Source organism: Streptomyces sp. NPDC008137, from assembly GCF_042957035.1.
In the GTDB taxonomy this organism is placed as follows: Bacteria; Actinomycetota; Actinomycetes; order Streptomycetales; family Streptomycetaceae; genus Streptomyces.
Window position 1 is genome coordinate 50,706 of sequence record NZ_JBIBHN010000016.1, and the last position, 21,533, is coordinate 72,238.

Here is a 21,533-nt window from a genome sequence, read left to right on the forward strand (position 1 = left end):
GGTCCGGAGACGTTTCGTCTACGGAACTGGACGCAAAGGTGCCAATGGCCGAGTCTAACGGGGCGGAGGTATACGAATGCGCCCGCGGGCTCAGGCGAGATAGGCCGGAGCGCTCACGGGCAACGTAAATCGGAACTCGGCGCCGGCGCCGGGCGCGCGGCCGACCGTGATGGTGCCGCCGTGGGCCTCGACGATGCCCTTGACGATGTAGAGCCCGAGGCCGGTGCCGCCGCGCTTGCTGCCCCGCCAGAAGCGGGTGAAGACGCGGTTCATGGACTCCTCCGGGATGCCGGGCCCCTCGTCGCTCACCGTGACCGACGTGGCTGCGTTCTCGGCGTACTCGCCCTCGCGGAGGGACGCCGTGGCCGTGACGTCGATCGTGACAGTTCCCTCGCCGTGCCGCACGGCATTTTCCAGGAGGTTGCTGAGCACCTGGTCGATCTTGTCGGGGTCGGCCCACAGGTCGGGCAGCGGTTGCTGGAGACGCAGCAGGAACCGGTCGGCCGCCTGCCCGGCGGCGACGTAGGCCTGGATGTGCCGTCCGACGGCCGCGCCGATGTCGACGGGCTGGCGACGCAATTCCAGCCGGCCGGAGTCGATCCGCGAGATGTCGAGCAGCTCGGCGATGAGCCGGGTGACCCGGTCCGCGTCGGCGTCGACGGTCTCCAGCATCAGCCGCTTCTGGTCGTCGGTGAAGCGTTCCCACTTGGCGAGCAGGGTGGCGGTGAAGCCCTTGACCGAGGTGAGCGGGGAGCGCAGCTCGTGGGCGACGGTGGCGATCAGCTCGGCGTGGCTGCGCTCGGTGCGGCGCCGGGCCTCGGTGTCGCGCAGGGTGACGACGAGGCGCCGGACGGGCCCGCTGGGCCGGCTGCGGACGTAGCGCGCGGAGACGAGCACTTCACGGCCGCCGGGGAGCAGGAGGTTGCGCTCGGGCTGTCCGACACGGATGGCGAGGCCGCCGTACGGGTCGGTCAGCTGCCACCAGCGGCGGCCCTCCAGGTCCTCTAACGGCAGGGCCTTCTCCAGCCGCTGCCCGAGGGCGTCCCGGGCGGTGACGGCGGTGATGCGCTGGGCGGCGGCGTTGAAGCAGATGACACGGCCCTGCTCGTCGGCGACGACGAGTCCGTCGGGGAGCTGGTCGGGGTCTATGCCGAGGCCGGCGAGATCACCGGGCGGCCCGAACGCGGCGGGCGGGTTCCCGGCGTCCTGGGCTCCCGGTGCGCTGCTCGTGCCGACGCTCATCCCCGCTCCCCACCTCTAACGCTCCACAGAGGGGTCCCTGAGCTGGTCACCCTACTAGTTCCCGGTGACGGAACGGCACCCTCCGGCGGCGCGCTGTGCACGCGCGGACGCATAGAGACATACGGCGGCGGCGGTGGCGAGGTTCAGGCTCTCGGCCTTCCCGTGGATCGGGACGCGCACGACGGCGTCGGTGAGGGCGCGGGTCTCCTCCGGGAGGCCCCAGGCCTCGTTCCCGAAGACCCAGGCGGTCGGCCCGCCCATGGTGCCCTTGTCGAGCTCGTCGTCGAGGTCGCGGTCGCCCGCCCCGTCGGCGGCGAGGACCCGGACACCGGCGGTCCGCAGCCGGTCGACCGCCCGCTCCACGGGGACGCCGACGGCGACGGGCAGGTGGAACAGGGAACCGACGGAGGCGCGGACGGCCTTGGGGTTGTACACGTCGACGGAGGCGTCGGTCAGGACGACGGCCTCGGCACCGGCGGCGTCGGCGCAGCGCAGCACGGTCCCGGCGTTGCCGGGGTCGCGGACGTTCGCGAGGAGGGCGACGAGCCGGGGGCGCGCGTCGAGGATCTCCTCGAAGGGCGTGTCCAGGAACCGGCAGACGCCGACGAGTCCCTGCGGGGTGACGGTGGTGGAGATGTCGGCGATGACCTGCTCGGAGGCGAGGTGCACCCGGGCGCCCGCGTCCCGGACCGCCCCCAGGATGTCGGCGTACCGATCGGCCGCCTCCAGCGTCGCGAACAGTTCCACGAGCGTGGCCGTCTCCCCGGCCCGGTGCCCGGCCGCCTCGCGCACGGCCTGCGGCCCCTCAGCGAGGAACAGCCGCTCCTTCCCCCGGAAGTTCCGCTTGGCCAGCCGCCGCGCGGCCAGGACGCGGGGTGAGCGGGGGGAGATGAGCTCGGGCGTGGCGGGGGACATCCTGTTCACTTTCTGCTAGCTGCACAGCAGGACCCGCAGGCCGTTCGGCCTGCGGGTCCTGGAATCACGTCGGCTTGGGGCCGGCGCGGCGTCACGCAGCCTTGGGCGCGTTGACGTCGCTCGGCAGCGCCTTCTGAGCGACCTCGACGAGCGCGGCGAACGCACCGGCGTCGTTGACGGCCAGCTCGGCCAGGATCTTGCGGTCGACCTCGACGTTCGCGGCCTTCAGACCCTGGATGAAGCGGTTGTACGTGATGCCGTTGGCGCGGGCAGCGGCGTTGATGCGCTGGATCCACAGCTGGCGGAAGTCACCCTTGCGCTTCTTGCGGTCGTTGTAGTTGTAGACCAGCGAGTGGGTGACCTGCTCCTTGGCCTTGCGGTACAGGCGCGAACGCTGACCGCGGTAGCCGGAAGCCTGCTCGAGGATCGCCCGGCGCTTCTTGTGGGCGTTCACTGCCCGCTTGACGCGTGCCACTTTTTAACTCCTTGTAGCGGGGCCGCGGTCGTACTCACACGGCCCGAAATCGATTGGGTCCCGGTCCTGACGTACGGCGCTCGCGCGCCGAAGCGTCACTTGCCGAGAAGCTTCTTGATCTTCTTGGCGTCGCCCGGGGCCATCTCGGCGTTGCCGGTGAGGCGACGCGTCACACGGGACGACTTGTGCTCGAGCAGGTGGCGCTTGCCGGCACGCTCGCGGAGCACCTTGCCGGAGCCGGTGACCTTGAAGCGCTTGCTGGACCCGCTGTGCGACTTGTTCTTCGGCATAGCGCCGTACTCTCCTCGTCGGTGGCGCTCCGGTGCCCGGTCGTGAAACCGGGCACGGTGGAGCGTCGTCTTGTTTCGATTGCTTCCTCGGGACTCGCGTCCCCAGGGGTCACGCCTCGGCGGGCTCCTCGGCCGGCGCCTCGACGTCCGCGTCGGCTTCCGCGGCGTTCTGCGAGCGGCCGGGGTTGGCCTTCGCCTCCGCCTTGCGGGCCTCCTGCGCCTGGCGAGCCTCGGCCATCGCCTCGGTCTTCTTCTTGTGCGGACCGAGGACCATGATCATGTTCCGGCCGTCCTGCTTCGGGTTCGACTCGACGAAACCGAGGTCCTGGACGTCCTCCGCGAGACGCTGCAGCAGTCGGTAGCCCAGCTCGGGCCGGGACTGCTCGCGACCACGGAACATGATCGTGATCTTGACCTTGTCGCCCTGCTTGAGGAACCGGACGACGTGACCCTTCTTGGTGTCATAGTCGTGCGGGTCGATCTTCGGCCGGAGCTTCATCTCCTTGATGACCGTGTGCGCCTGGTTCTTGCGCGCCTCACGGGCCTTCATGGCCGACTCGTACTTGAACTTCCCGTAGTCCATGAGCTTGCACACGGGCGGACGGGCATTCGCCGCGACCTCGACCAGGTCCAGGTCGTACTCCTGCGCAAGCTCCAGTGCCTTGGCCAGGGGGACGATGCCCACCTGCTCGCCACTGGGACCGACAAGTCGCACCTCGGGAACGCGAATCCGGTCGTTGATGCGGGGCTCGGCGCTGATGGATCCTCCTCGGTAGCACCACGCGACGGTCTGGCGGACGGCCGCGTAACGTCTCTATTCGATAGACCTAACCGCGCCGAAGCAGAAAAAATGCCCCGGACGATCCCAGGCGGGGCTCCTCGAACTACCGGAGCACCGCCGCGGTGACCGCGGGGCGCGCTTTCGGACGGATCGCCGCCACTGGGGCGGGATCGTCTGACCGGTGACCCGCCGCCCTGGGGGCGGTCAGGTGGGAGTTCGAAAGCCTCCACTTGTGGGCCGGGCTCGCGGGCCGTGAGGCATACGGGTCCGACCGGTCGTTACACGAGGTTACCAGCAATGGCCAGGAACGGCTAATTGGAACGCCGTGGGGCCTGGTGCGGCACGGGGCCGCCCTGCGCCTATCGTGTGGGGCATGAGTGAGACCCCTCCTGAGTCCCCCGACTTCGACGCCATGGCCCGCGACATCGCCGAGGTCCCTGCGGTCGAGGTGATCGTGACGGTCGCCGTCAACCTGATGAGCGCCGCCGCGGTGAAGCTCGGTCTGACCGAGGAGGGCGACAAGCACAAGGACCTGGACGAGGCCCGCAAGCTGGTGCACGCCCTGGCCGGCCTGCTGGACGCCTCCGCGACCGAGATCAGCTCCTTCCACGCGTCGCCCCTGCGCGACGGCCTGAAGTCGCTGCAGCTGGCGTTCCGCGAGGCCTCGCTCCGCCCGGACGAGCCGGGCCAGGGGCCGGGCGAGAAGTACACGGGTCCCGTCTACGGCTAGTTCATCCGCGTACGTACAAGGGCTCGCCCGGTGGCGTCGCCTCGGCCGGCAGGACTGCCAGGTCGAGGCCGCGCACCAGGCGGGCCCTCAGTGTCTCGTCGGCGGCGAGGCGGCGTGCGACCGCGTGGACGCCGGCGTCGTGCGGCACGGCCGGCTCGAAGACCAGGGCGAGGGTGCCGTCGGCCCGGCCGGGGCCGAGGTAGGCACGCACCACCGCGCGCACGTCGGCGACCACGGCACGCACCGCGGCCACGACCGCCGGGTCGGCGAGCGGGTCCGTGGTGGTCCGGCCCTCGGCGAGCGACAGCAGGGCGGATCCCGTCAGCTCGAAGGGCACGGGCCCCGCCATGTCCAGTACGACCGTGTCCGCCTTCTCGTGGGCGGCGGCCTGGAGGGCCTGGTGCAGGGGGACGGCGACGGGGCGGGCCGCCGGGTCCCAGCGGGCGAGGGAGTCCGTGGACGTGAAGGCGGGGAGGGCTGTGCGGTTTCCGGCCTTCAGGGTCGGTACGGCCATGTCGCTGGTCTTCTCGTGGCGCAGTCCCCGCTCGTCCTCCTCGACCTCGCCGAGCACGGCCACGACGGGGACGAGAAGCCGGGCGCCCTTGAGGGCGTCGAGGACCGGGCCGACCGCGCCGCGGTCCTCCGACCAGGCGGCGAGTGCCGCGCTCAGCCGGGGGTCGGCGGAGCCGTCGTCGTCGGAGAAGCCGGAGTCGGGGATGTTCTTGTTCGCCACGGTCACCGACCCTATCGGCCGGGTGCCGCCGCTTCGGCAGCGGTTCTGACGGCGGGCTGCTAGAAGTCGTCGCGGTGCGTACGGCGGCCGCGCCACAGGACCACGGCCGCCACCAGCAGCACGCCGCCCGCGCTGCCCGCGAGCGGTGCGGCCCAGGCGGCGGTGTCGTCGCCGGAGGCCGCGTCGTCCGGGCCGCTGCCGAAGTACTTCTCGCCGTGCGACGCCGCGCGCAGGCCCTGCGGCTCGATCCCGTCGGCGGCCTTGATGGCGGCGGCCGGGTCGATGAAGCCGAAGCCCCGGGAGTCGTCGCGGCCCCCGACGGGGGCGTTGCGGGCGGTGTCCTCGAGGAGCGACTTGATCTGGGCGGGGGTGAGGTCGGGGTGGGCCGCCTTGACCAGGGCGGCGGCGCCGGAGACGAAGGCGGCGGCGGCACTGGTGCCCCAGCCCTCGTAGTACTTGTGGTCGGGGTCGGCGATGACGACGTCGACGCCGGGGGCGCTGACGGTGGCGTACCAGCGGCGGGTGGAGAAGGAGGCGCGGGTTCCGGCGCGGTCGACGGCGGTGGCCGCGATGACGCCCGGATAGGCGGCCGGGTAGGAGATGTGGTCGCCCTTCTCACCGCCGTTGCCCGAGGAGGCGACGACGACCACGCCCTTCTTCAGGGCGTACTGGATGGCCGAGTCCTCGGTGGGTTCCGGGTGCGCGGAGGCCGAGTCGTCGCCGAGGGAGAGGTTGATGACGTCGGCGCCGTGGTCGGCGGCCCAGCGGATGCCCTGGGCCAGGGCGTTGCCGCGGGTGCTGCGGGCCTTGGCGCGGGAGGGGTCGCCGTCCTCCAGGATCACGCGGACGGGGAGGATCTTCGCCTCGGGGGCGATGCCGAGGACGCCGTCGGCGTTGCCCGGGCCGTGTCCGTGGCCGGCGATGATGCCGGCCATGGCGGTGCCGTGCCGGGCCCAGGCGCGCTCGCCCGGCTCGGCTCCGAAGCCGACCAGGTCCTTGCCGGTGAGGACGTTGCCGGTCAGGTCGGGGTGGTCTGCCTCGACGCCGGTGTCCAGGACGGCGACGGTGACGCCGTCGCCCTTGGTGGTCTGCCAGGCCTCCTGGGTGTGCATGGCCTCCAGGGCCCACTGCTGGGCGCGGATGCTGTCGGCGTGGGCGGCGGGGGCGGGGAGCAGGACGAGGCCCGCGGCGAGCAGGACGCCGAGGGCTCCGGCCCGCCGGGGTGCGACAGCCCGCCTTGGCACGGAGGCCCGCCGGGGCACGAGGGCTCGCCCGGCCGGGCGGCGTGCGGCTTTCACGACGGCTGCTCCGTGGCCGAGCGGACGTTCTTGCGGAGGCCGCGTTCGACGCGGTCGGCGAGGCCCCGCGCCTCGTTGCCGAGGCCGGCCTGGGCCGGGGCGGTGGTGGCGTTCCGCTCCATGGCGTCCTCGGCGGGCTGCGGGTCGTCGACGGTGCGGCCGTCGGCCCAGCCGGAGACGGCGTAGACGACGACCGGGGCCTCGGTGAGCACGGAGACGGTCCAGGCGGCGCGCTGTCCCCTGCCGAAATCGGCGGCGGGGGTGTTCTTCGCGGCGTACGGCAGGGGCATCAGGTCGCTGCGGCGGTCCAGGCGCTCCTTGCGGAAACGGTTCGCGAGGGAGGTCATGCCCGGGGCGTCGGCCGTGGTGAAGAGCAGGCCGACGGTGGTCACGTAGCTCTGGGTGGCGTCGGTGTAGGTGGCGCGCAGGAGCCGCTCGCAGCCGACGGGGGCGAGGGCCTTGCGCAGCAGGGGGTCGAAGGCGTCCTCGCAGCCGCTGTCCGGGGCGACGGCGATACGGGTCCAGGTGCGGTCGGCGCCGCCTGGGCCGGCGCCCCGGCCCTGCACGGTGGGCGGGAACAGCTGGTCGACGGGGACGCTGTGCCAGAGGCTTCCGGCCGTGGCGAAGGTGCTGCGCGAGCCGTCCTCGCCGGAGTCCCCGACCAGCCAGCTGCCGGTGACGGCACCGGAGATGAGTCCCAGCCCGAGCACGAGACAGGCGGCGGCCGCGGCGGCCTGCGACGCGCCGCGCCGGCCGAGCAGGCGGGGCCGGGCGTCACCGTCGTATCCCTCCGGCTCACCGAACGACACGACAGGCCGGGCGCCGGTGAGTGTCCCGCCGGGGGTCAGGGGGGCGCTCGCGCTCCAGGAGAAGGCCGGGTCGGGAGAGACGCGGGCGGACTCCGGGGGCGGAGAGGCCGGGGTGGCGGGGCGGGGGCGCCGGGTGGGCGCGGGCGGCATGCGCATGGCGGGCATGGCGCCGGAACCGGCATCGGCTCCGGCGAGCGGGCCCGCGCCGGCCTGCGGCTCATGGGCGGGGCGCGGCGGGGTGCCGGGGCGTGCGGGACCGGGACGGCCGGAGGTTGCGGCGGTCTCGGCGGGTGGCGGGTCCGCGGGGATCGGCCGCAGGCGTCGGGTGGTCTCCGCCGTGTTCTCGGCGGGGGCGCCGGTGCGGCGTGGTGTGGGGAGCGGCCCGGGCCGGCCGGAGGAGCCCGGCAGGTGACGCGGTCGCGGAGGGGTGGCGGGCGGCGTGGGCCGCCTGTCGGACGCGGGCCGGGTCTCGGGGCGGACGCCGGGTGGCGTGTCCGGGAAGCGGGCGGAGGCGGGCGGCGGGGGCGGTGTCGTGGACTCGGTGCGCGCGGGCGCGGTGGCACCGAGGCTCGGAAAGCGGGGGTGCCCGTTCGACCCGCCGCCGGAACCGGAGCCGGAGGGCACGGGACCAGCCGGGCCGCCGCGCCGAGCCGTCGTTCCGGGGCCGGTGCCGTCCTCCGGCGACGAGCCACCCGTGCCGAAGCGCCCGCGGGACGAGTCCCGGTCCTCGGCGACAGAGCCGGTCGAGGTCGACTCGCGCGCCGAGGAGGGCCGCCGCGCATCGGTCGTCAGGTCACCGGCACCGAAGAATCCACGCCCGTCCGGCACCCCCCGTGCTCCGGCAACGGAAGACCCGGCCCGGTCGGCGCCCCGCTCGGCGGACGGCCACGACGACCCCGGCGTCGGACCACCGGCACCGGAGCGCCCGCGCCCGTCCGTCTGCGCCCCGGCCGACGCACGCGGCCCCGAAACACCGTCACCCGGCGATACACGCCCGTCGGGCGCACGCGTCCCGACGGCAGCAGCCCCGGCCCGGTCGGCGTCCCGCTCGGCGGACGGCCGCGACGCCGAGCCAACGGCGCCTCCGCCCCCCGGCGACACACGCCCGGTGGCGGGCCCGACCTGGTCGGTGTTCCGTGCCGGGGACGGCCGCGATGAAGCCGCCGTCGAGTCCTCGCGCCACGTCGTGGTCGACCGGCCGGTGTCAGAAGACTCGCGCCCGTCCGCACGCGGCGCGGCGTCGTCCGTGGCTGCGTCGGAGGGGGTGGCTGTCGTGTTCGCCGGGGGGTGCGGGGGACGCGGTGGGCTGGTGGGGCGTGGGGGGAAGGAGGCACGCCGCGCTTCCGTGCTCATGCACCCCCCGTTTCCTCGTGCCCGGGCCGCTGCGTTCCGCGCGGGCCGGTGGCGTCCTGCCCGAGGCCCGGCACCGAATCGTCCCGGGCACACATACCCGTACGGACGGAGCGTCATCCCGGCGCGGATCCCCGGCCGGCGCGTTCCGCCGTACGTGCGCGTCACTCTACGGCTTGTTCCTGCGCGAACGGGAACCAGTCCACGACCCCGGGGCATCTGCCCGGAACGTCCCCCTACCCTGCGGTAATCCAGTCTGGCAGGCTGCGTTCATGACTGCGCGCGCCGCCGACCGGGCCCGTTACGACCGGGCCACAGCCCATCTCGACGCCCCTCTCGCGATCGTGGACCTGGAGGCCTTCGACGCCAACGCCGCCGATCTGGTCCGCCGCGCCGGGGGCAAGCCCGTCCGGGTCGCCAGCAAGTCCGTGCGGTGCCGGGCGCTGCTGGAACGCGTTCTGGCCCGGGACGGTTTCGCCGGGATCATGTCCTTCACGCTCGCCGAGTCGCTGTGGCTGGCCAGGTCGGGGTTCGAGGACGTCCTGCTCGCCTACCCGTCGGCGGACCGTGCCGCGTTCGCCGAGCTCGCCGGTGATCCCAAGCTCGCCGCCGCCGTCACCGTCATGGTCGACGACGTGGCCCAGCTCGATCTGATCGACGCCTCGCGGGGCGGCGGTCGTGAAGTGGTGCGGGTGTGCCTGGAGTTGGACACGTCCCTGCGGCTGCTCGGCGGGCGCGTCCGGGTCGGGGCCCGGCGTTCGCCGCTGCACTCCCCCGCACAGGTCGCGGACGTGGCCAGGTCGGTGGCCCGGCGGCCCGGCTTCGAGGTCGTGGGGATCATGGCGTACGAGGGGCATGTCGCCGGTGTCGGGGACGCCGTGGCCGGGCGTCCGCTGCGGTCGCGTGCCATCCGGCTGATGCAGGCCGCCGCCAAGCGTGAACTCGCCGAGCGGCGTGCGGAGGTGGTGCGCGCGGTGCGGGCCGTCGTGCCGGGGCTGGAGTTCGTCAACGGCGGCGGCACCGGCTCGGTGCAGCACACGGCGGCGGAGGACTCGGTGACCGAGATCGCCGCCGGTTCCGGGCTGTACCAGCCGCGGTTGTTCGACAACTACACGTCGTTCAGCGGCCGTCCGGCGGCCCTGTTCGCCCAGCCGGTCGTGCGGCGGCCGGGGGTGGGCGTGGTGACCGTGCTCGGTGGCGGGTATCCCGCTTCCGGGGCCGCGGGGGCCGACCGGTCGCCCGTGCCGTACCTGCCCGAGGGGCTGCGTTACGACCCCCAGGAGGGGGCCGGTGAGGTGCAGACGCCGCTGCTGGGCTCGCCCGCCGACGATCTGCTGATCGGTGACAAGGTCTGGTTCCGGCACGCGAAGGCCGGTGAGCTGTGCGAGCGGTTCGACGCGCTGCAGCTGATCGAGGGCGACGCGGTGACGGCGACGGTGCCGACCTACCGCGGCGAGGGGCACACGTTCCTGTAACCGGGTCAGTCCGAGGGGCCGATGCTGCTGCCGACGCCGCCGCCCGTGTCCGCGTCGCCGACCGGGCGGATGCCCTTGGTGACGCGGTCCATGTCGGCGAGCGGCGGTCCGTCCTCGCCCGCGTCGAAGACGTACCGGACCAGGACGGGTGACTCCGTGCCGACGCTGGAGGGGAAGACCAGCGACTGGACGTAGCCGCCGGGTCCCTTGGCGGTGTGGACGCGCCAGCGCACGAAGTACCCGGCACGGCCCGCCACCGCGACCGGCCCGGACTCGACGACCTCGTGGGATTCCATGCCCCCGTGCGGCTTGCGGCCGATCCGGTCACGGTCGTAGGCCTCTTCGGCCGCCTCGGAGATGTCGGCCTTGGCCAGGGCCTCGGGGGACTTCTCGTCGTTGGCGGTGACCGTGCGGGAGATGACGAGGCCGTGGCGGCAGACAGTGCCGTCGCCGGGGCAGTCGTATGTGCCGTCGGTCGTCATCACCACGTCGTCCTCGGCGACGTGCTGCGGACGGACCCAGCCGTCGAGCAGCGGGAAGGTGACGCCGTTGAGCTGGTCCTCGACGACGGCCGGGTCGTCGGCGGAGGGCTCGGAGGAGGTCGTGTCGGGTGTCGGCTCCGAGGAATCCGACGCGATGGGGGCGGAGGGCGTCGGAGCCGTCCTCGTCTCAGCGCCGCTGTCGTCGCCGCCGGTGAGGACCAGGGCCCCGGTGACGATCGCCGCGACCAGGACCGCCCCGGCGGCGACGAGGGCGACCGCCTTCGCGCGCCCGGTGCCGCCGCCCGGGGGCGGGGGCACCGGGCCGGTGCCGCCCCCGGGCGCACGGCGGTGCTCGGTCCAGGCCGTGCCGTCCCACCAGCGTTCCAGATGGGGGCCGTGCGGGTCGGGATACCAGCCGGGCGGAGGCGTCATGCTCATCCCGGCACTCTAGAGCCAGGGGTCTACAGGGGTGTCACGTACGCCCCCGCGATCCCGCCGTCCACCAGGAAGTCGGTGGCGTTCACGAAGGAGGAGTCGTCGCTGGCCAGGAAGGCGACGGCGGCGGCGATCTCCTCGGCCTCGGCGAAGCGGCCGACCGGGACGTGCACCAGGCGGCGCGCGGCGCGCTCCGGGTCCTTGGCGAACAGCTCCTGGAGGAGGGGGGTGTTGACCGGGCCCGGGCAGAGGGCGTTGACCCGGATGCCCTCGCGGGCGAACTGGACGCCCAGTTCGCGGGACATGGCGAGGACGCCGCCCTTGGAGGCCGTGTACGAGATCTGGCTGGTGGCTGCGCCCAACCTGGCCACGAAGGACGCCGTGTTGATGATGGAACCCTTGCCCTGCTGCCGCATGTACGGGATGGCGGCCTTGCAGCACAGGTAGACGGAGGTGAGGTTGACCTCCTGGACGCGCTTCCATGCCTCCAGGCCGGTCTCCAGGATGGAGTCGTCGTCGGGCGGGGAGATGCCGGCGTTGTTGAAGGCGATGTCGACGCTGCCGTAGGTGTCGTAGGCGGCCTTGAAGAGGGCCTCGACCTGCTCGGGGTCGGTGACGTCGACCTTGACGAAGGTGCCGCCGGTCTCCTCGGCGGCGGCCTTGCCGCGTACCTCGTCGACGTCGCCGCAGACGACGTGGGCGCCCTCGGAGGCGAGCCGGAGTGCGGCGGCGAGGCCGATGCCGCTGCCGGCTCCGGTGACGACGGCCGTACGGCCGACCAGTCGGCGGCAGATGTTCTCCTGAGCCTGGGTCACTGTGCGGGGCCTTCCGTGCTGATGTAGACGTTCTTGGTTTCGGTGAAGGCGGCCAGGGCCTCGGGGCCGAGCTCGCGTCCCACGCCCGACTGCTTGTAACCGCCGAACGGGGTCCAGTAGCGGACGCTGGCATGGGAGTTGACGGACAGGTTGCCGGCGCGGACGGCCTGGGAGACGCGCAGGGCGCGGCCGACGTCACGGGTCCAGATGGAGCCGGAGAGGCCGTACGGGGTGTCGTTGGCCAGGCGGATGGCGTCCGCCTCGTCGGTGAAGGGAAGGAGTACGGCGACGGGACCGAAGATCTCCTCGCAGGCCGCGGGCGAGTCGGGGCTCTCGCCGGTGAGCACGGTCGGCGGGAACCAGAAGCCGGGCCCCCCGGGCGCGCTGCCGCGCAGGGCCGGGGCGTCGTCGCGCACGTAACCCCGGACGCGGTCGAGCTGCTGCCGGGAGATCAGCGGGCCCATCTGCGTCTTCTCGTCGGCCGGGTCGCCCACCACCACGGCCGCCAGGGCCTCGGCGAGCAGTGCCCGAACCTCGTCGTACACCGGCTCCTGGACCAGGATGCGGGTGCGGGCGCAGCAGTCCTGGCCGGAGTTGTCGAGGAAGGAGAAGGGGTCGACGGCGGTCTTGAGGTCGGCGTCGGCGAAGACGATGTTGGGGCTCTTGCCGCCGAGTTCGAGAGTGACCGGCTTGACCTGCTCGGCGCCGAGCGCGGCGACGCGCGTCCCGGTGCGGGTGGAGCCGGTGAAGACGACCTTGGCGACACCGGGGTGGCGGACGAGTGCCTCGCCCGCGACGGCGCCGTGCCCCGGCAGGACCTGGAAGAGGTGCTCCGGGAGGCCCGCCTCCAGGGCGAGTTCGGCGAGGCGCAGGGCGGTGAGGGGGGTGGTCTCGGCGGGCTTGAGGATGACCGCGTTGCCGGCCGCGAGGGCGGGGGCGGTGCCCCAGGCGGCGATCGGCATGGGGAAGTTCCAGGGCGCGATCACGCCGACGACGCCGAGCGGTTCGAGGATCGTCACGTTCAGGCCGCCGGGCACCGGGATCTGCCGGCCGGTGAGCCGCTCGACTCCCCCGGCCGCGTAGTCCAGCAGGTCACGGACGTTGCCGGCCTCCCAGCGGGCGTTGCCGATGAGGTGGCCGGCCTCGCGGACCTCCAGGCGGGCCAGTTCCTCCAGGTGCTCGTCGACGGTGGCCGCGAAGCGGCGCAGCAGCCGGGCGCGGTCACCGGGCGCGAGGGCGGACCAGACGGTCTGGGCCCGGGTGGCCAGGGTGACCGCCGCGTCGACGTCGGCCGGGCCGGCCGCCGCGATGGCGGCGACGACCTCCTCGGTCGCGGGGTTCAGTACTTCCAGGAGGGGCTCGGAAGACAAGAGGGGCCTCACATGCGTTCGAAGGAGCGGCGCAGCTCCCAGTCGGTCACCGCGGCGTCGAAGGCGTCCAGTTCGACCCGCGCCATGTTGCGGTAGTGCGCGACCACCTCGTCCCCGAAGGCGGCCTTGGCGATCGCGCTGTTCTCCCAGAGCTCGGCTGCCTCGCGCAGGGTGGTGGGGACGTGGGCGAAGTCGGCGGTGTAGGCGTTGCCGGGGCAGGGTTCGGGCAGCTCCAGCTTCTGCTCGATGCCGTGCAGCCCGGCCGCGACGAGTCCGGCGACGGCGAGGTAGGGGTTGACGTCGCCGCCGGGCAGCCGGTTCTCGAAGCGCAGGGAGCGGCCGTGGCCGACCACGCGCAGGGCGCAGGTCCGGTTGTCGTGGCCCCAGGCGACGGCGGTCGGGGCGAAGGAGCCGGGCTGGAACCGCTTGTAGGAGTTGATGTGGGGGGCGTAGAGCAGGGAGAAGTCGCGCAGGGCGGCGAGCTGCCCGGCGAGGAAGTGGCGCATGACGTCCGACATGCCGCCCTCGCCGTCACCGGCCATGGCGTTGCCGCCGTGCGCGTCCGCGAGCGAGAGGTGGATGTGGCAGGAGTTGCCCTCGCGCCCGTTGTACTTGGCCATGAAGGTGATCGACATGCCCTCCTGGGCGGCGATCTCCTTGGCGCCGGTCTTGTAGACGGAGTGCTGGTCGCAGGTGACCAGGGCCTCGTCGTAGCGGAAGGCGATCTCGTGCTGGCCGGGGTTGCACTCGCCCTTGGCGGACTCGACGGTGAGGCCGGCCGCCGCCATCTCGTTGCGGATCCGGCGCAGCAGCGGCTCGATGCGGCCGGTGCCGAGGACCGAGTAGTCGATGTTGTACTGGTTGGCCGGGGTCAGGTCTCTGTAGCCGGCGTCCCAGGCCTGTTCGTAGGTGTCCTTGAAGACGATGAACTCCAGCTCGGTGCCGACCTGGGCGGTGTAGCCGAGCTCGGCCAGGCGCTCCAGCTGGCGGCGCAGTATCTGGCGGGGCGCGGCGACCACCGGGGAGCCGTCGCTCCAGGCGAGGTCTGCGTGGAGCATGGCCGTGCCCTCGTTCCAGGGGACGCGGCGCAGGGTGCTCAGGTCCGGGTGCATCGCGAAGTCGCCGTAGCCGCGGTCCCAGGAGGACATCGCGTACCCGTCGACGGTGTTCATCTCGGTGTCGACGGCGAGCAGGTAGTTGCAGCCCTCGGTGCCGTGCTGGAGCACCTCGTCGAGGAAGAAGCGGGCGGCGAACCGCTTGCCCTGGAGCCGCCCCTGCATGTCGGGGAAGGCCAGGACGACAGTGTCGATCTCACCGCCCGCGACGAGGGCGTGCAGCTCCTCGACGCTGAGCGGGGGTGTGCGGTCTGCCACGGGAAGGCCTCCTAGGCTCCTTGGATCCGCTGCCTTGGATCCGCCGGGAGCCATAAGGTATTGCGGAGAACCATTGCTTGGGAAGGGGGTACGGCCACATGCCGGAGGAAGCTGGGGGCGAGGTGCGGGACGGGCTGACGCCGGTGCTGCGCCCGGTGCGCGCGGGCAACGGCTTCGAGGAGGCGCTGGAACAGATCCTCCAGGTCGTACGGCTTGGCCTGGTGGCGGGGGGCGAGCGGCTGCCGGCCGAGCGGGAGCTGGCGGAGCGGCTGGGGATCAGCCGGGTGACGCTGCGCGAGGTACTGAAGGTGCTCCAGGACCAGGGTCTCGTCGAGTCCCGGCGCGGCCGCTACGGCGGCACGTTCGTGCTGCCGCGCACGGACGCGGGCGGCGAGGACGAGTTGCGGCGGCGGATCGCCGAGGTCGACATAGAGGACGTGCTGCGCTTCCGGGAGGTGCTGGAGGTGGGCGCGGCCGGGCTGTGCGCGGCGCACGGGCTGGACGGGAAGCAGGCGGAGCGGCTCCGTGAGGCCTTGGCCCGCACGCACGACGCCCCGCTCTCCGACTACCGCCGCCTGGACACGCTGCTGCACCTCACGATCGCCGAGCTGTCCGGCTCCCCCACCCTCACGGCCCAGTACGCCGGGGTCCGAGCGAGCGTCAACGACCTGCTCGACTGCATCCCGCTCCTCGTGCGCAACCTTGAGCATTCCCAGCGGCAGCACACCGCCCTGGTGGAGGCCGTGATCGAGGGCGACGCGGACCAGGCACGGGAGATCATGCGCGAGCACTGCGGCGGCACGGCGGCGCTGCTGCGGGGGTTCCTCGGCTGAGCCAAGCCGTGTTCCGGCGCGGTGGCGCGGTGAGGATTTACGGGCGATTAACGCACGGGTCTTGCCATCACCCGTCCGTCCCCGCAATGGTATGGATCCTTTCCATTGAGGGAGTCGGCCCATGCCCCTGGAACCAACCAGCACACCACCCGCCGCCTCGGAGGCGGACGACTATCTGGAGCGCCGAGCGCTCCGCCGCGGCAGTGCCGGCTGGGTGCTGCTGACCGGCCTCGGCGTCGCCTACGTCGTCTCCGGCGACTACTCGGGCTGGAACTTCGGCCTGGCCGAGGGCGGCTTCGGCGGCCTGGCGATCGCCATGGTGCTCATGGGCGCCATGTACGCCTGCATGGTCTTCGCGCTCGCCGAGCTGTCCTCGATCCTGCCGACGGCGGGCGGCGGCTACGGCTTCGCCCGGCGGGCGCTGGGCCCCTGGGGCGGCTTCCTGACCGGTACGGCGATCCTCATCGAGTACGTCCTGGCGCCCGCCGCGATCGTCATCTTCATCGGGGACTACGTCGAGTCGCTCGGCCTGTTCGGCCTGGAGTCCGGCTGGCCGATGTACCTGGTCTGCTTCGCGATCTTCCTGGGCATCCATCTGTGGGGCGTGGGCGAGGCGCTGCGGTTCAGCTTCGTCGTCACCGGCATCGCGGTCGCCGCCCTGCTCGTGTTCGTGCTGGCGGCACTGCCCGACTTCTCCTTCGCGTCGCTGGACGACATCCCGGTCGACGCCTCGGCGGCGGGCTCGAACTCCTGGCTGCCGTTCGGTCTGCTCGGGATCTGGGCGGCGTTCCCGTTCGGTATGTGGTTCTTCCTCGGCGTCGAGGGCGTGCCGCTGGCGGCCGAGGAGACCAAGGACCCCGCCCGTACGCTGCCGAAGGCGATCCGCTGGTCGATGGGCATCCTGGTGGTGCTGGCGGTGGTCACGTTCTTCGCGGCGGCCGGAGCACGCGGTTCCGCCGCGATCCAGGAGGCGGGCAACCCGCTGGTGGAGGCGCTGCAGCCGGGCGGCGAGGCGACGACACTGAGCCGGATCGTGAACTACGCGGGCCTGGCCGGCCTGGTGGCCTCGTTCTTCTCCCTGATCTACGCGGGCTCGCGCCAGCTCTTCGCCCTGTCCCGCGCGGGTTACCTGCCCCGCTTCCTCTCCCTCACCAGCCGCCGCAAGGCGCCGTACCTCGGCCTGCTGGTGCCCGGCACGATCGGCTTCCTGCTGGCGGCGCTGTCGGGCAACGGCGCCCGCATGCTGAACATCGCCGTCTTCGGCGCGACCATCTCCTACGCGCTGATGTCCCTGTCGCACATCGTGCTGCGCCGCCGCGAGCCGGAGCTGCCGCGGCCGTACCGCACGCCGGGCGGGGTGCTGACCTCCTCGGTCGCCCTGGTGCTGGCCTGTGCGGCGCTGGTGGCCACGTTCCTGGTGGATGTGACGGCGGCGGTCATCGCGCTGGTGGTGTACGTCGTGGCCATCGGGTACTTCGGCCTGTACAGCAGGAAGCGGCTGGTGGCGAAGGCGCCGGAGGAGGAGTTCGCGGCACTGGCCGCGGCCGAGGCAGAGTTGTCACGGGACTGAGGTGGAGCGAGGCGTCGGCTGTGAGGGAGTTTCCGTGTCCAGGCCGTTGATCGGGGTCAGCACATATCTGGAGTCCGGTGCGCGCTGGGGAGTGTGGGAGCTGGAGGCGGCACTGCTGCCGGCCGGCTACCCGCGGCTGGTGCGTGAGGCCGGCGGCCTGGCCGCGATGCTTCCGCCGGACGACCCGCTGCACGCGGCCGATGTCGTGGCCCGGCTGGACGGGGTGGTCATCGCGGGCGGGCCGGACGTCGAGCCGGTCCGCTACGGAGCGGAGCGCGAGCCGCGGACCGGGCCGCCGGCGCGGGAGCGGGACGCGTGGGAGCTGGCTTTGATCGACGCGGCGCTGGCGGCGGGGGTGCCGTTGCTGGGCATCTGCCGGGGCATGCAGCTGCTGAACGTGGCTCTCGGCGGGACGCTGGTGCAGCACATCGACGGGCACGCGGAGCAGGTGGGCGTCTTCGGCGGCCACACCGTCAAGCCGGTGCCGGGGAGTCTCTACGGCGGTGTCGTACCGGAGGAGACGTTCGTACCGACGTATCACCACCAGGCCGTGGACCGGCTGGGCGAGGGCCTGGTCCCGTCGGCGTACGCGGCGGACGGGACGATCGAGGCGCTGGAACTGCCGACGCACCCGGGGTGGGTGCTGGGGGTGCAGTGGCATCCGGAGATGGGGGATGACGTGCGGGTGATGCGGGCGCTGGTGGAGGCGGCGACAACGAGCTGACCAGGGGGGCTCCGCCCCCTGGACCCCCGGCCTATGCCCACCCACCACCCGGATCGGTCGGCCGAGAAGCCGGACTCGACATACCGAGCCGAGCCCCACCCAGCCCGTCCGGCGTTTGAGGACGAGGCCGTTCAGGCCGAACGGGGGTTCAGGGGGCGGAGCCCCCTGAAGTATGGGACGGGTAGGGGCGGCGGGGGCGAAGAAACTACCCCCGCGTCAGCGACAGCAGATCCCGGGCCGGACCGGTCGGTCGATGCCCCGTCGGCCACACCGCCCGCAGATCCCGCGCCAGCGCCACCCCCTCCACCGGCACACTCACCAGCCGCCGCATCGCCAGCTCCTCCCCCACCGCCAGTTCACTCAGCACCGACGGCCCCGCCCCACTCACCGCCGCCGCCTTGACCGCCGTCGTCGAGGACAACTCGATCAGCGGCCGGGCCAGTCCCCCGAGCGCCGCGTCCAGCACCTGCCGCGTCCCGGAACCCTTCTCCCGCAGGATCAGCGGCGTGGACGCCAACTCCCCCGCGGCCAGCGGCCGTCGACGGCGGGCCCAGGGATGCCCCGGTGCCGTGACCACTATCAGCCGGTCATGGGCGATGACCACCGAGTCCAGCCCCGTCGGGACCGACAGCCCCTCCACGAAGCCCAGATCCGCCTCGTCCGACAGCAGGCGCTCCGCCACCACCGTCGAGTTCCCGGCGTGCAGCGACACCGCCGTGTCGGGCCGCTGGGCGCGCAGCGCGAGCAGCCACCCCGGCAGCAGGTACTCGGCGATCGTCATGCTCGCCGCCACCCGCAACCGCGAGTCACGGCGGTCGCGCAGCGCCTGCGCCCCCACGTCGAACGCCTCCGCCGCCTCGACGATCCGCCGCGCCCAGTCCGTCACCAGCGCACCGGCGTCCGTCAGCCGGGACCCGCGGGGCGATCGGTCCACCAGTGCCACGCCGAGCTGCCGCTCCATCGACCGGATGCGGCTGCTCGCCGCGGGCTGGGTGATGCCGAGTTCCCGCGCGGCCCCGCCGAGACTGCCGAGCCGCGCCACCGCCAACAGCAGCTCCAAGGCGCCGAGATCCGGCACCCGATGCGCCAGAGAACCGGCGATCGACGGACCGGCCTGCTCATCCATCCTGCTCATAAACCCAGCTTATGTCGCCATAGAGGCATACTCCCTGGTGGTACGGCCCCGGCGGCAGGACCGTTGGGTCATGGTCACCGCAGCCCAGCCCCTCGCGTACCCACTGTCGGTCCGTCATCTCGGGCCCAACTGGTACGCCACCGTCATGGGCACCGCCGTCGTCGCCACCGCCGGAGCCGCCCTGCCGTCGCACCTCCCCGGGCTGCGCCCCGTGCTCGCCGGTGTCTGGGCCCTCGCGTCGGTCCTGCTCCTGACCCTGCTCGGGGCCCGGGCGCTGCACTGGGCCCGCCACCGGGACCAGGCCCGCGCCCATCTCCTCGACGCGGCGACGGCCCCCTTCTACGGCTGTCTCGCCATGGCCCTGCTCGCCGTGGGCGGCGGTGCGCTCACCGTGGGCCGGGACGTGATCGGCGTACGGGCGGCCGTAGCGCTCGACGCCGTGCTGTTCGTCGCCGGTACGGCCCTCGGGCTGGCCGCCGCCGTCGCCGTGCCGTATCTGATGGCCGTACGGCACCGGGTCGAGCCGGGGCAGGCCACCCCCGTCTGGCTGCTGCCGCTGGTCGCGCCCATGGTGTCGGCCGCCGTCGGGCCGCCGCTGGTTCCCCATCTGCCTCCCGGGCAGGCCCGGGAGACGCTGCTGCTGGGCTGCTTCGCGCTGTTCGGGCTCAGTCTGCTCGCGACGCTCGTGATGCTGCCGCTGGTCTTCGGGCGGCTGCTCACCGGCGGGCCGCTGCCTCTCGCCCTCACCCCGACGCTGTTCCTGGTGCTGGGACCACTCGGCCAGTCGACGACCGCCGTCGGCGCGTTCGCGGACATCGCCCCCGGAGTCGTACCGGCGCCGTACAGCCAGGGCTTCGGTGTGCTGGCCGTGCTCTACGGCGTGCCCGTGATGGGGTTCGCGCTGCTGTGGTTCTGCCTGGCCACCGTCCATGTGCTGCGCGCCCGGCGGCACGGGATGCGGTTCGCGATGACGTGGTGGTCGTTCACCTTCCCGGTCGGCACCTGTGTCACGGGCGCCGAGGCCCTGGGGCGGCACACCGGGCTCGTGGCCTACGAAGGGCCGGCGGTCGTGCTGTACGCGGTGCTGGTCGTCGCGTGGGGCACCGCCGCCGCGGGCACCGTACGCGGGCTGCTCAGGGGCGAGCTGCTCGCAGGGCCCGCTCCAGCACCCGTGGCGCCTCGGCCAGTGACGGCCCGTACCACGTGAGGTGCCGTCCGCTGACGAGCGCGCAGGGCAGGCCGGGGAAGGCCTCGGGGCCGTCGTCGGCGGTGAAGCGGTAGGGCTCGTCCGGGAGGATCACGACGTCCGGCGCCGATGCCCGCAACTCCTCCAGCGGGACGCGGGGGTAGCGGTCGGGGTGCGCCGCGTACAGGTGGTCGATGCCGAGGCGGGCCAGGACGTCGCCCGCGAAGGTGTCACGGCCCAAGACCATCCACGGGCGGCGCCAGATCGGCACGACCGCCGTCACGCGGGTCTCCGGCCGCGGCAGGGACGACCAGGTCTGCTCCGCGTCGTCCAGCCAGCGCGGGCGCGCCGCCACCCCGCAGGCGTCCAGGACCCGGGCCAGTTCCCGGAAGGCCCCCGGCACATCGCGGATCTCCGTGACGAGGACCTCGGCCCCCGCCGCGCGCAGGGCCGCGAGGTCGGGCTCGCGGTTCTCCTCCTCGTTGGCGATCACCAGGTCGGGGGCGAGGGAGACGATCCGGTCGGGCTTCGGGTTCTTCGTGCCGCCGACGCGTAGGACGTCCAGGCCGGGCGGATGGGTGCACCAGTCGGTGGCTCCGACCAGGGCGCCGGGCGCGGACCGGGCGACGGCCTCGGTCAGCGAGGGGACCAGCGAGACGACCCTCATCGGAGCGCTCACCGGCGTGGCCGGTCCCGGACCGCCTCGATGTGCTCCGCCACGGCGACGACGATCACGCGGGTGTCCGACTCCGTGGCCCGCCAGCGGTGCCGTACACCGCCGGTGAGGTACAGCGTGTCGCCGCGGCCGAGGCGATAGGCGCGGCCCTCGGCCTCGATCTCCACCGCGCCGTCCGCGACGTACATCAACTGGTCGTTGCGGTACTGGAATTCACGGCCCGCGTCATGGTCGCCGAGGAACTCGGAGGCGTGCATCTGATGGTGGCCGCGCACCAGCGACCGGGTCCGGGGCCGGGGCAGCGGTTCGCCGTCCTCGGCGCGGACGACGTCCACGCTGCACGCCGGGTCGGCCGCGGCGAGGAGTTCCACGGCGGTGGTGCGCAGGGCGTCGGCGACCTTCTCCAGCGAGCTTCGGCTGGGGCGCGCCCGGTCGTTCTCGATCTGGCTCAGGAACGGGACCGACAGGCCGCTGCGCTCGGCCACGGCGGCGAGGGTGAGCTCCAGCGCGCGGCGCCGGCGGCGCACGGCCGCGCCCACCCGAAGGGACTGCTCTTTGTGGTCGCCCATCCGGCTCCCTCCTTCGCCCGTCGATCCGGTCCCCGTGCGCCGGTGTCCCGGCGCACCGCTCCTGTTGAGTTGTCTGCACCCTACGCATGTTCGGCAAACCGTTTCATGCGCCCGTCACATCGCCGTCATACAGGGCGATGCGCGACCTGTCACTTCGCGCCAGGGGATCCGCCGCCCCCGAGGGCGGCGTGTGGATTCCTCCTACGGGAGGAACAGGGAGTCGAGAGGGGCTCGGGGGCATGGCGTCGCGCTCTGTGGTTGTCCGGA

The 21,533-nt window shown here is 73.1% G+C and carries 21 protein-coding genes; 6 read left to right on the forward strand and 15 right to left on the reverse strand.

The genetic code is table 11. From position 1 onward, the window contains the following. Positions 1 to 90 precede the first annotated feature (90 nt). The 5 genes from ACFZBT_RS24115 to infC all read right to left on the reverse strand — a co-directional run bounded on the left by ACFZBT_RS24115 (position 91) and on the right by infC (position 3,682). Positions 91 to 1,242 (reverse strand): ATP-binding protein, encoded by a 1,152-nt coding sequence (locus tag ACFZBT_RS24115; RefSeq protein WP_391106771.1) that lies wholly within the window; start codon positions 1,240 to 1,242, stop codon positions 91 to 93. A gap of 54 nt (positions 1,243 to 1,296) precedes the next feature. Then, positions 1,297 to 2,157 carry a TrmH family RNA methyltransferase gene (locus ACFZBT_RS24120; RefSeq protein ID WP_391106774.1) on the reverse strand — a complete coding sequence of 287 codons (861 nt, stop codon included), beginning with the start codon at positions 2,155 to 2,157 and terminating at the stop codon, positions 1,297 to 1,299. A 91-nt stretch (positions 2,158 to 2,248) separates the two neighbouring features. Then, positions 2,249 to 2,632, reverse strand: a complete 384-nt coding sequence (rplT, locus tag ACFZBT_RS24125) for a 50S ribosomal protein L20 (RefSeq protein WP_004002577.1) — start codon at positions 2,630 to 2,632, stop codon at positions 2,249 to 2,251. Between the two features lie 95 nt (positions 2,633 to 2,727). After that, a complete protein-coding gene (gene rpmI, locus ACFZBT_RS24130; protein ID WP_003989075.1) occupies positions 2,728 to 2,922 on the reverse strand; it encodes a 50S ribosomal protein L35 in 195 nt (64 codons plus the stop codon). Between the two features lie 109 nt (positions 2,923 to 3,031). Continuing rightward, on the reverse strand, positions 3,032 to 3,682 hold the full coding sequence (gene infC, locus ACFZBT_RS24135) for a translation initiation factor IF-3 (protein WP_215124526.1): 651 nt from the start codon (positions 3,680 to 3,682) through the stop codon (positions 3,032 to 3,034). A gap of 394 nt (positions 3,683 to 4,076) precedes the next feature. Here infC and ACFZBT_RS24140 point away from each other — a divergent pair, with 394 nt between their 5' ends. Continuing rightward, positions 4,077 to 4,433, forward strand: a complete 357-nt coding sequence (locus tag ACFZBT_RS24140) for a DUF1844 domain-containing protein (RefSeq protein WP_184597362.1) — start codon at positions 4,077 to 4,079, stop codon at positions 4,431 to 4,433. 1 nt (position 4,434) lies between these two features. Here the strand turns inward: ACFZBT_RS24140 and ACFZBT_RS24145 are convergent, their stop codons facing one another. From ACFZBT_RS24145 to ACFZBT_RS24155, 3 genes are read right to left on the reverse strand one after another with little or no spacing between them, the layout of a single operon-like run. After that, entirely contained in the window at positions 4,435 to 5,166 is a 732-nt protein-coding gene (locus tag ACFZBT_RS24145) for an SseB family protein (protein ID WP_391106779.1), read from the reverse strand. A gap of 59 nt (positions 5,167 to 5,225) precedes the next feature. Beyond that, the gene (gene mycP / locus ACFZBT_RS24150) at positions 5,226 to 6,428 is read right to left on the reverse strand and encodes a type VII secretion-associated serine protease mycosin (RefSeq protein ID WP_391107052.1); all 1,203 of its coding nucleotides are present in this window, start codon (positions 6,426 to 6,428) and stop codon (positions 5,226 to 5,228) included. A gap of 32 nt (positions 6,429 to 6,460) precedes the next feature. Beyond that, positions 6,461 to 8,101 carry a hypothetical protein gene (locus tag ACFZBT_RS24155; protein ID WP_391106782.1) on the reverse strand — a complete coding sequence of 547 codons (1,641 nt, stop codon included), beginning with the start codon at positions 8,099 to 8,101 and terminating at the stop codon, positions 6,461 to 6,463. A 794-nt stretch (positions 8,102 to 8,895) separates the two neighbouring features. On the opposite strand from ACFZBT_RS24155, the gene ACFZBT_RS24160 reads away from it, so the two are divergent. Beyond that, on the forward strand, positions 8,896 to 10,098 hold the full coding sequence (locus ACFZBT_RS24160) for an alanine racemase (protein WP_391106785.1): 1,203 nt from the start codon (positions 8,896 to 8,898) through the stop codon (positions 10,096 to 10,098). Positions 10,099 to 10,103: 5 nt separating this feature from the next. Here the strand turns inward: ACFZBT_RS24160 and ACFZBT_RS24165 are convergent, their stop codons facing one another. The 4 genes from ACFZBT_RS24165 to ACFZBT_RS24180 are packed head-to-tail and all read right to left on the reverse strand — an operon-like array spanning position 10,104 to position 14,573. Continuing rightward, positions 10,104 to 11,012, reverse strand: coding sequence for a DUF2510 domain-containing protein (locus ACFZBT_RS24165; protein ID WP_391107055.1), 909 nt, complete (start codon positions 11,010 to 11,012; stop codon positions 10,104 to 10,106). A 29-nt stretch (positions 11,013 to 11,041) separates the two neighbouring features. Further along, entirely contained in the window at positions 11,042 to 11,830 is a 789-nt protein-coding gene (locus tag ACFZBT_RS24170; protein ID WP_391106788.1) for a 3-oxoacyl-ACP reductase, read from the reverse strand. Next, positions 11,827 to 13,200: an aldehyde dehydrogenase family protein gene (locus ACFZBT_RS24175; protein WP_391106791.1), complete on the reverse strand. Its 1,374-nt coding sequence runs from the start codon at positions 13,198 to 13,200 to the stop codon at positions 11,827 to 11,829. Before ACFZBT_RS24175 ends, ACFZBT_RS24170 begins: the two co-directional genes overlap by 4 nt. Before the next feature lie 8 nt (positions 13,201 to 13,208). Further along, the gene (locus tag ACFZBT_RS24180; RefSeq protein WP_391106793.1) at positions 13,209 to 14,573 is read right to left on the reverse strand and encodes a glutamine synthetase family protein; all 1,365 of its coding nucleotides are present in this window, start codon (positions 14,571 to 14,573) and stop codon (positions 13,209 to 13,211) included. 98 nt (positions 14,574 to 14,671) lie between these two features. On the opposite strand from ACFZBT_RS24180, the gene ACFZBT_RS24185 reads away from it, so the two are divergent. The 3 genes from ACFZBT_RS24185 (at position 14,672) to ACFZBT_RS24195 (ending at position 17,700) form a co-directional block, all read left to right on the forward strand. Beyond that, positions 14,672 to 15,406, forward strand: a complete 735-nt coding sequence (locus ACFZBT_RS24185) for an FCD domain-containing protein (protein ID WP_391106797.1) — start codon at positions 14,672 to 14,674, stop codon at positions 15,404 to 15,406. Positions 15,407 to 15,527: 121 nt separating this feature from the next. After that, positions 15,528 to 16,976, forward strand: coding sequence for an ethanolamine permease (gene eat / locus ACFZBT_RS24190; RefSeq protein WP_391106800.1), 1,449 nt, complete (start codon positions 15,528 to 15,530; stop codon positions 16,974 to 16,976). 46 nt (positions 16,977 to 17,022) lie between these two features. Further along, positions 17,023 to 17,700, forward strand: coding sequence for a gamma-glutamyl-gamma-aminobutyrate hydrolase family protein (locus tag ACFZBT_RS24195; protein WP_391107058.1), 678 nt, complete (start codon positions 17,023 to 17,025; stop codon positions 17,698 to 17,700). A gap of 205 nt (positions 17,701 to 17,905) precedes the next feature. Here ACFZBT_RS24195 and ACFZBT_RS24200 read toward each other — a convergent pair whose 3' ends face one another. Further along, the gene (locus ACFZBT_RS24200; protein ID WP_391106803.1) at positions 17,906 to 18,835 is read right to left on the reverse strand and encodes a LysR substrate-binding domain-containing protein; all 930 of its coding nucleotides are present in this window, start codon (positions 18,833 to 18,835) and stop codon (positions 17,906 to 17,908) included. Between the two features lie 70 nt (positions 18,836 to 18,905). On the opposite strand from ACFZBT_RS24200, the gene ACFZBT_RS24205 reads away from it, so the two are divergent. Further along, on the forward strand, positions 18,906 to 20,042 hold the full coding sequence (locus tag ACFZBT_RS24205; protein WP_391106806.1) for a TDT family transporter: 1,137 nt from the start codon (positions 18,906 to 18,908) through the stop codon (positions 20,040 to 20,042). Here ACFZBT_RS24205 and ACFZBT_RS24210 read toward each other — a convergent pair. After that, positions 19,969 to 20,688, reverse strand: a complete 720-nt coding sequence (locus tag ACFZBT_RS24210) for a helical backbone metal receptor (RefSeq protein ID WP_391106808.1) — start codon at positions 20,686 to 20,688, stop codon at positions 19,969 to 19,971. The genes ACFZBT_RS24205 and ACFZBT_RS24210 overlap by 74 nt on opposite strands. Before the next feature lie 8 nt (positions 20,689 to 20,696). Next, the gene (locus ACFZBT_RS24215; protein WP_391106810.1) at positions 20,697 to 21,266 is read right to left on the reverse strand and encodes a helix-turn-helix domain-containing protein; all 570 of its coding nucleotides are present in this window, start codon (positions 21,264 to 21,266) and stop codon (positions 20,697 to 20,699) included. Positions 21,267 to 21,533: the final 267 nt, after the last annotated feature.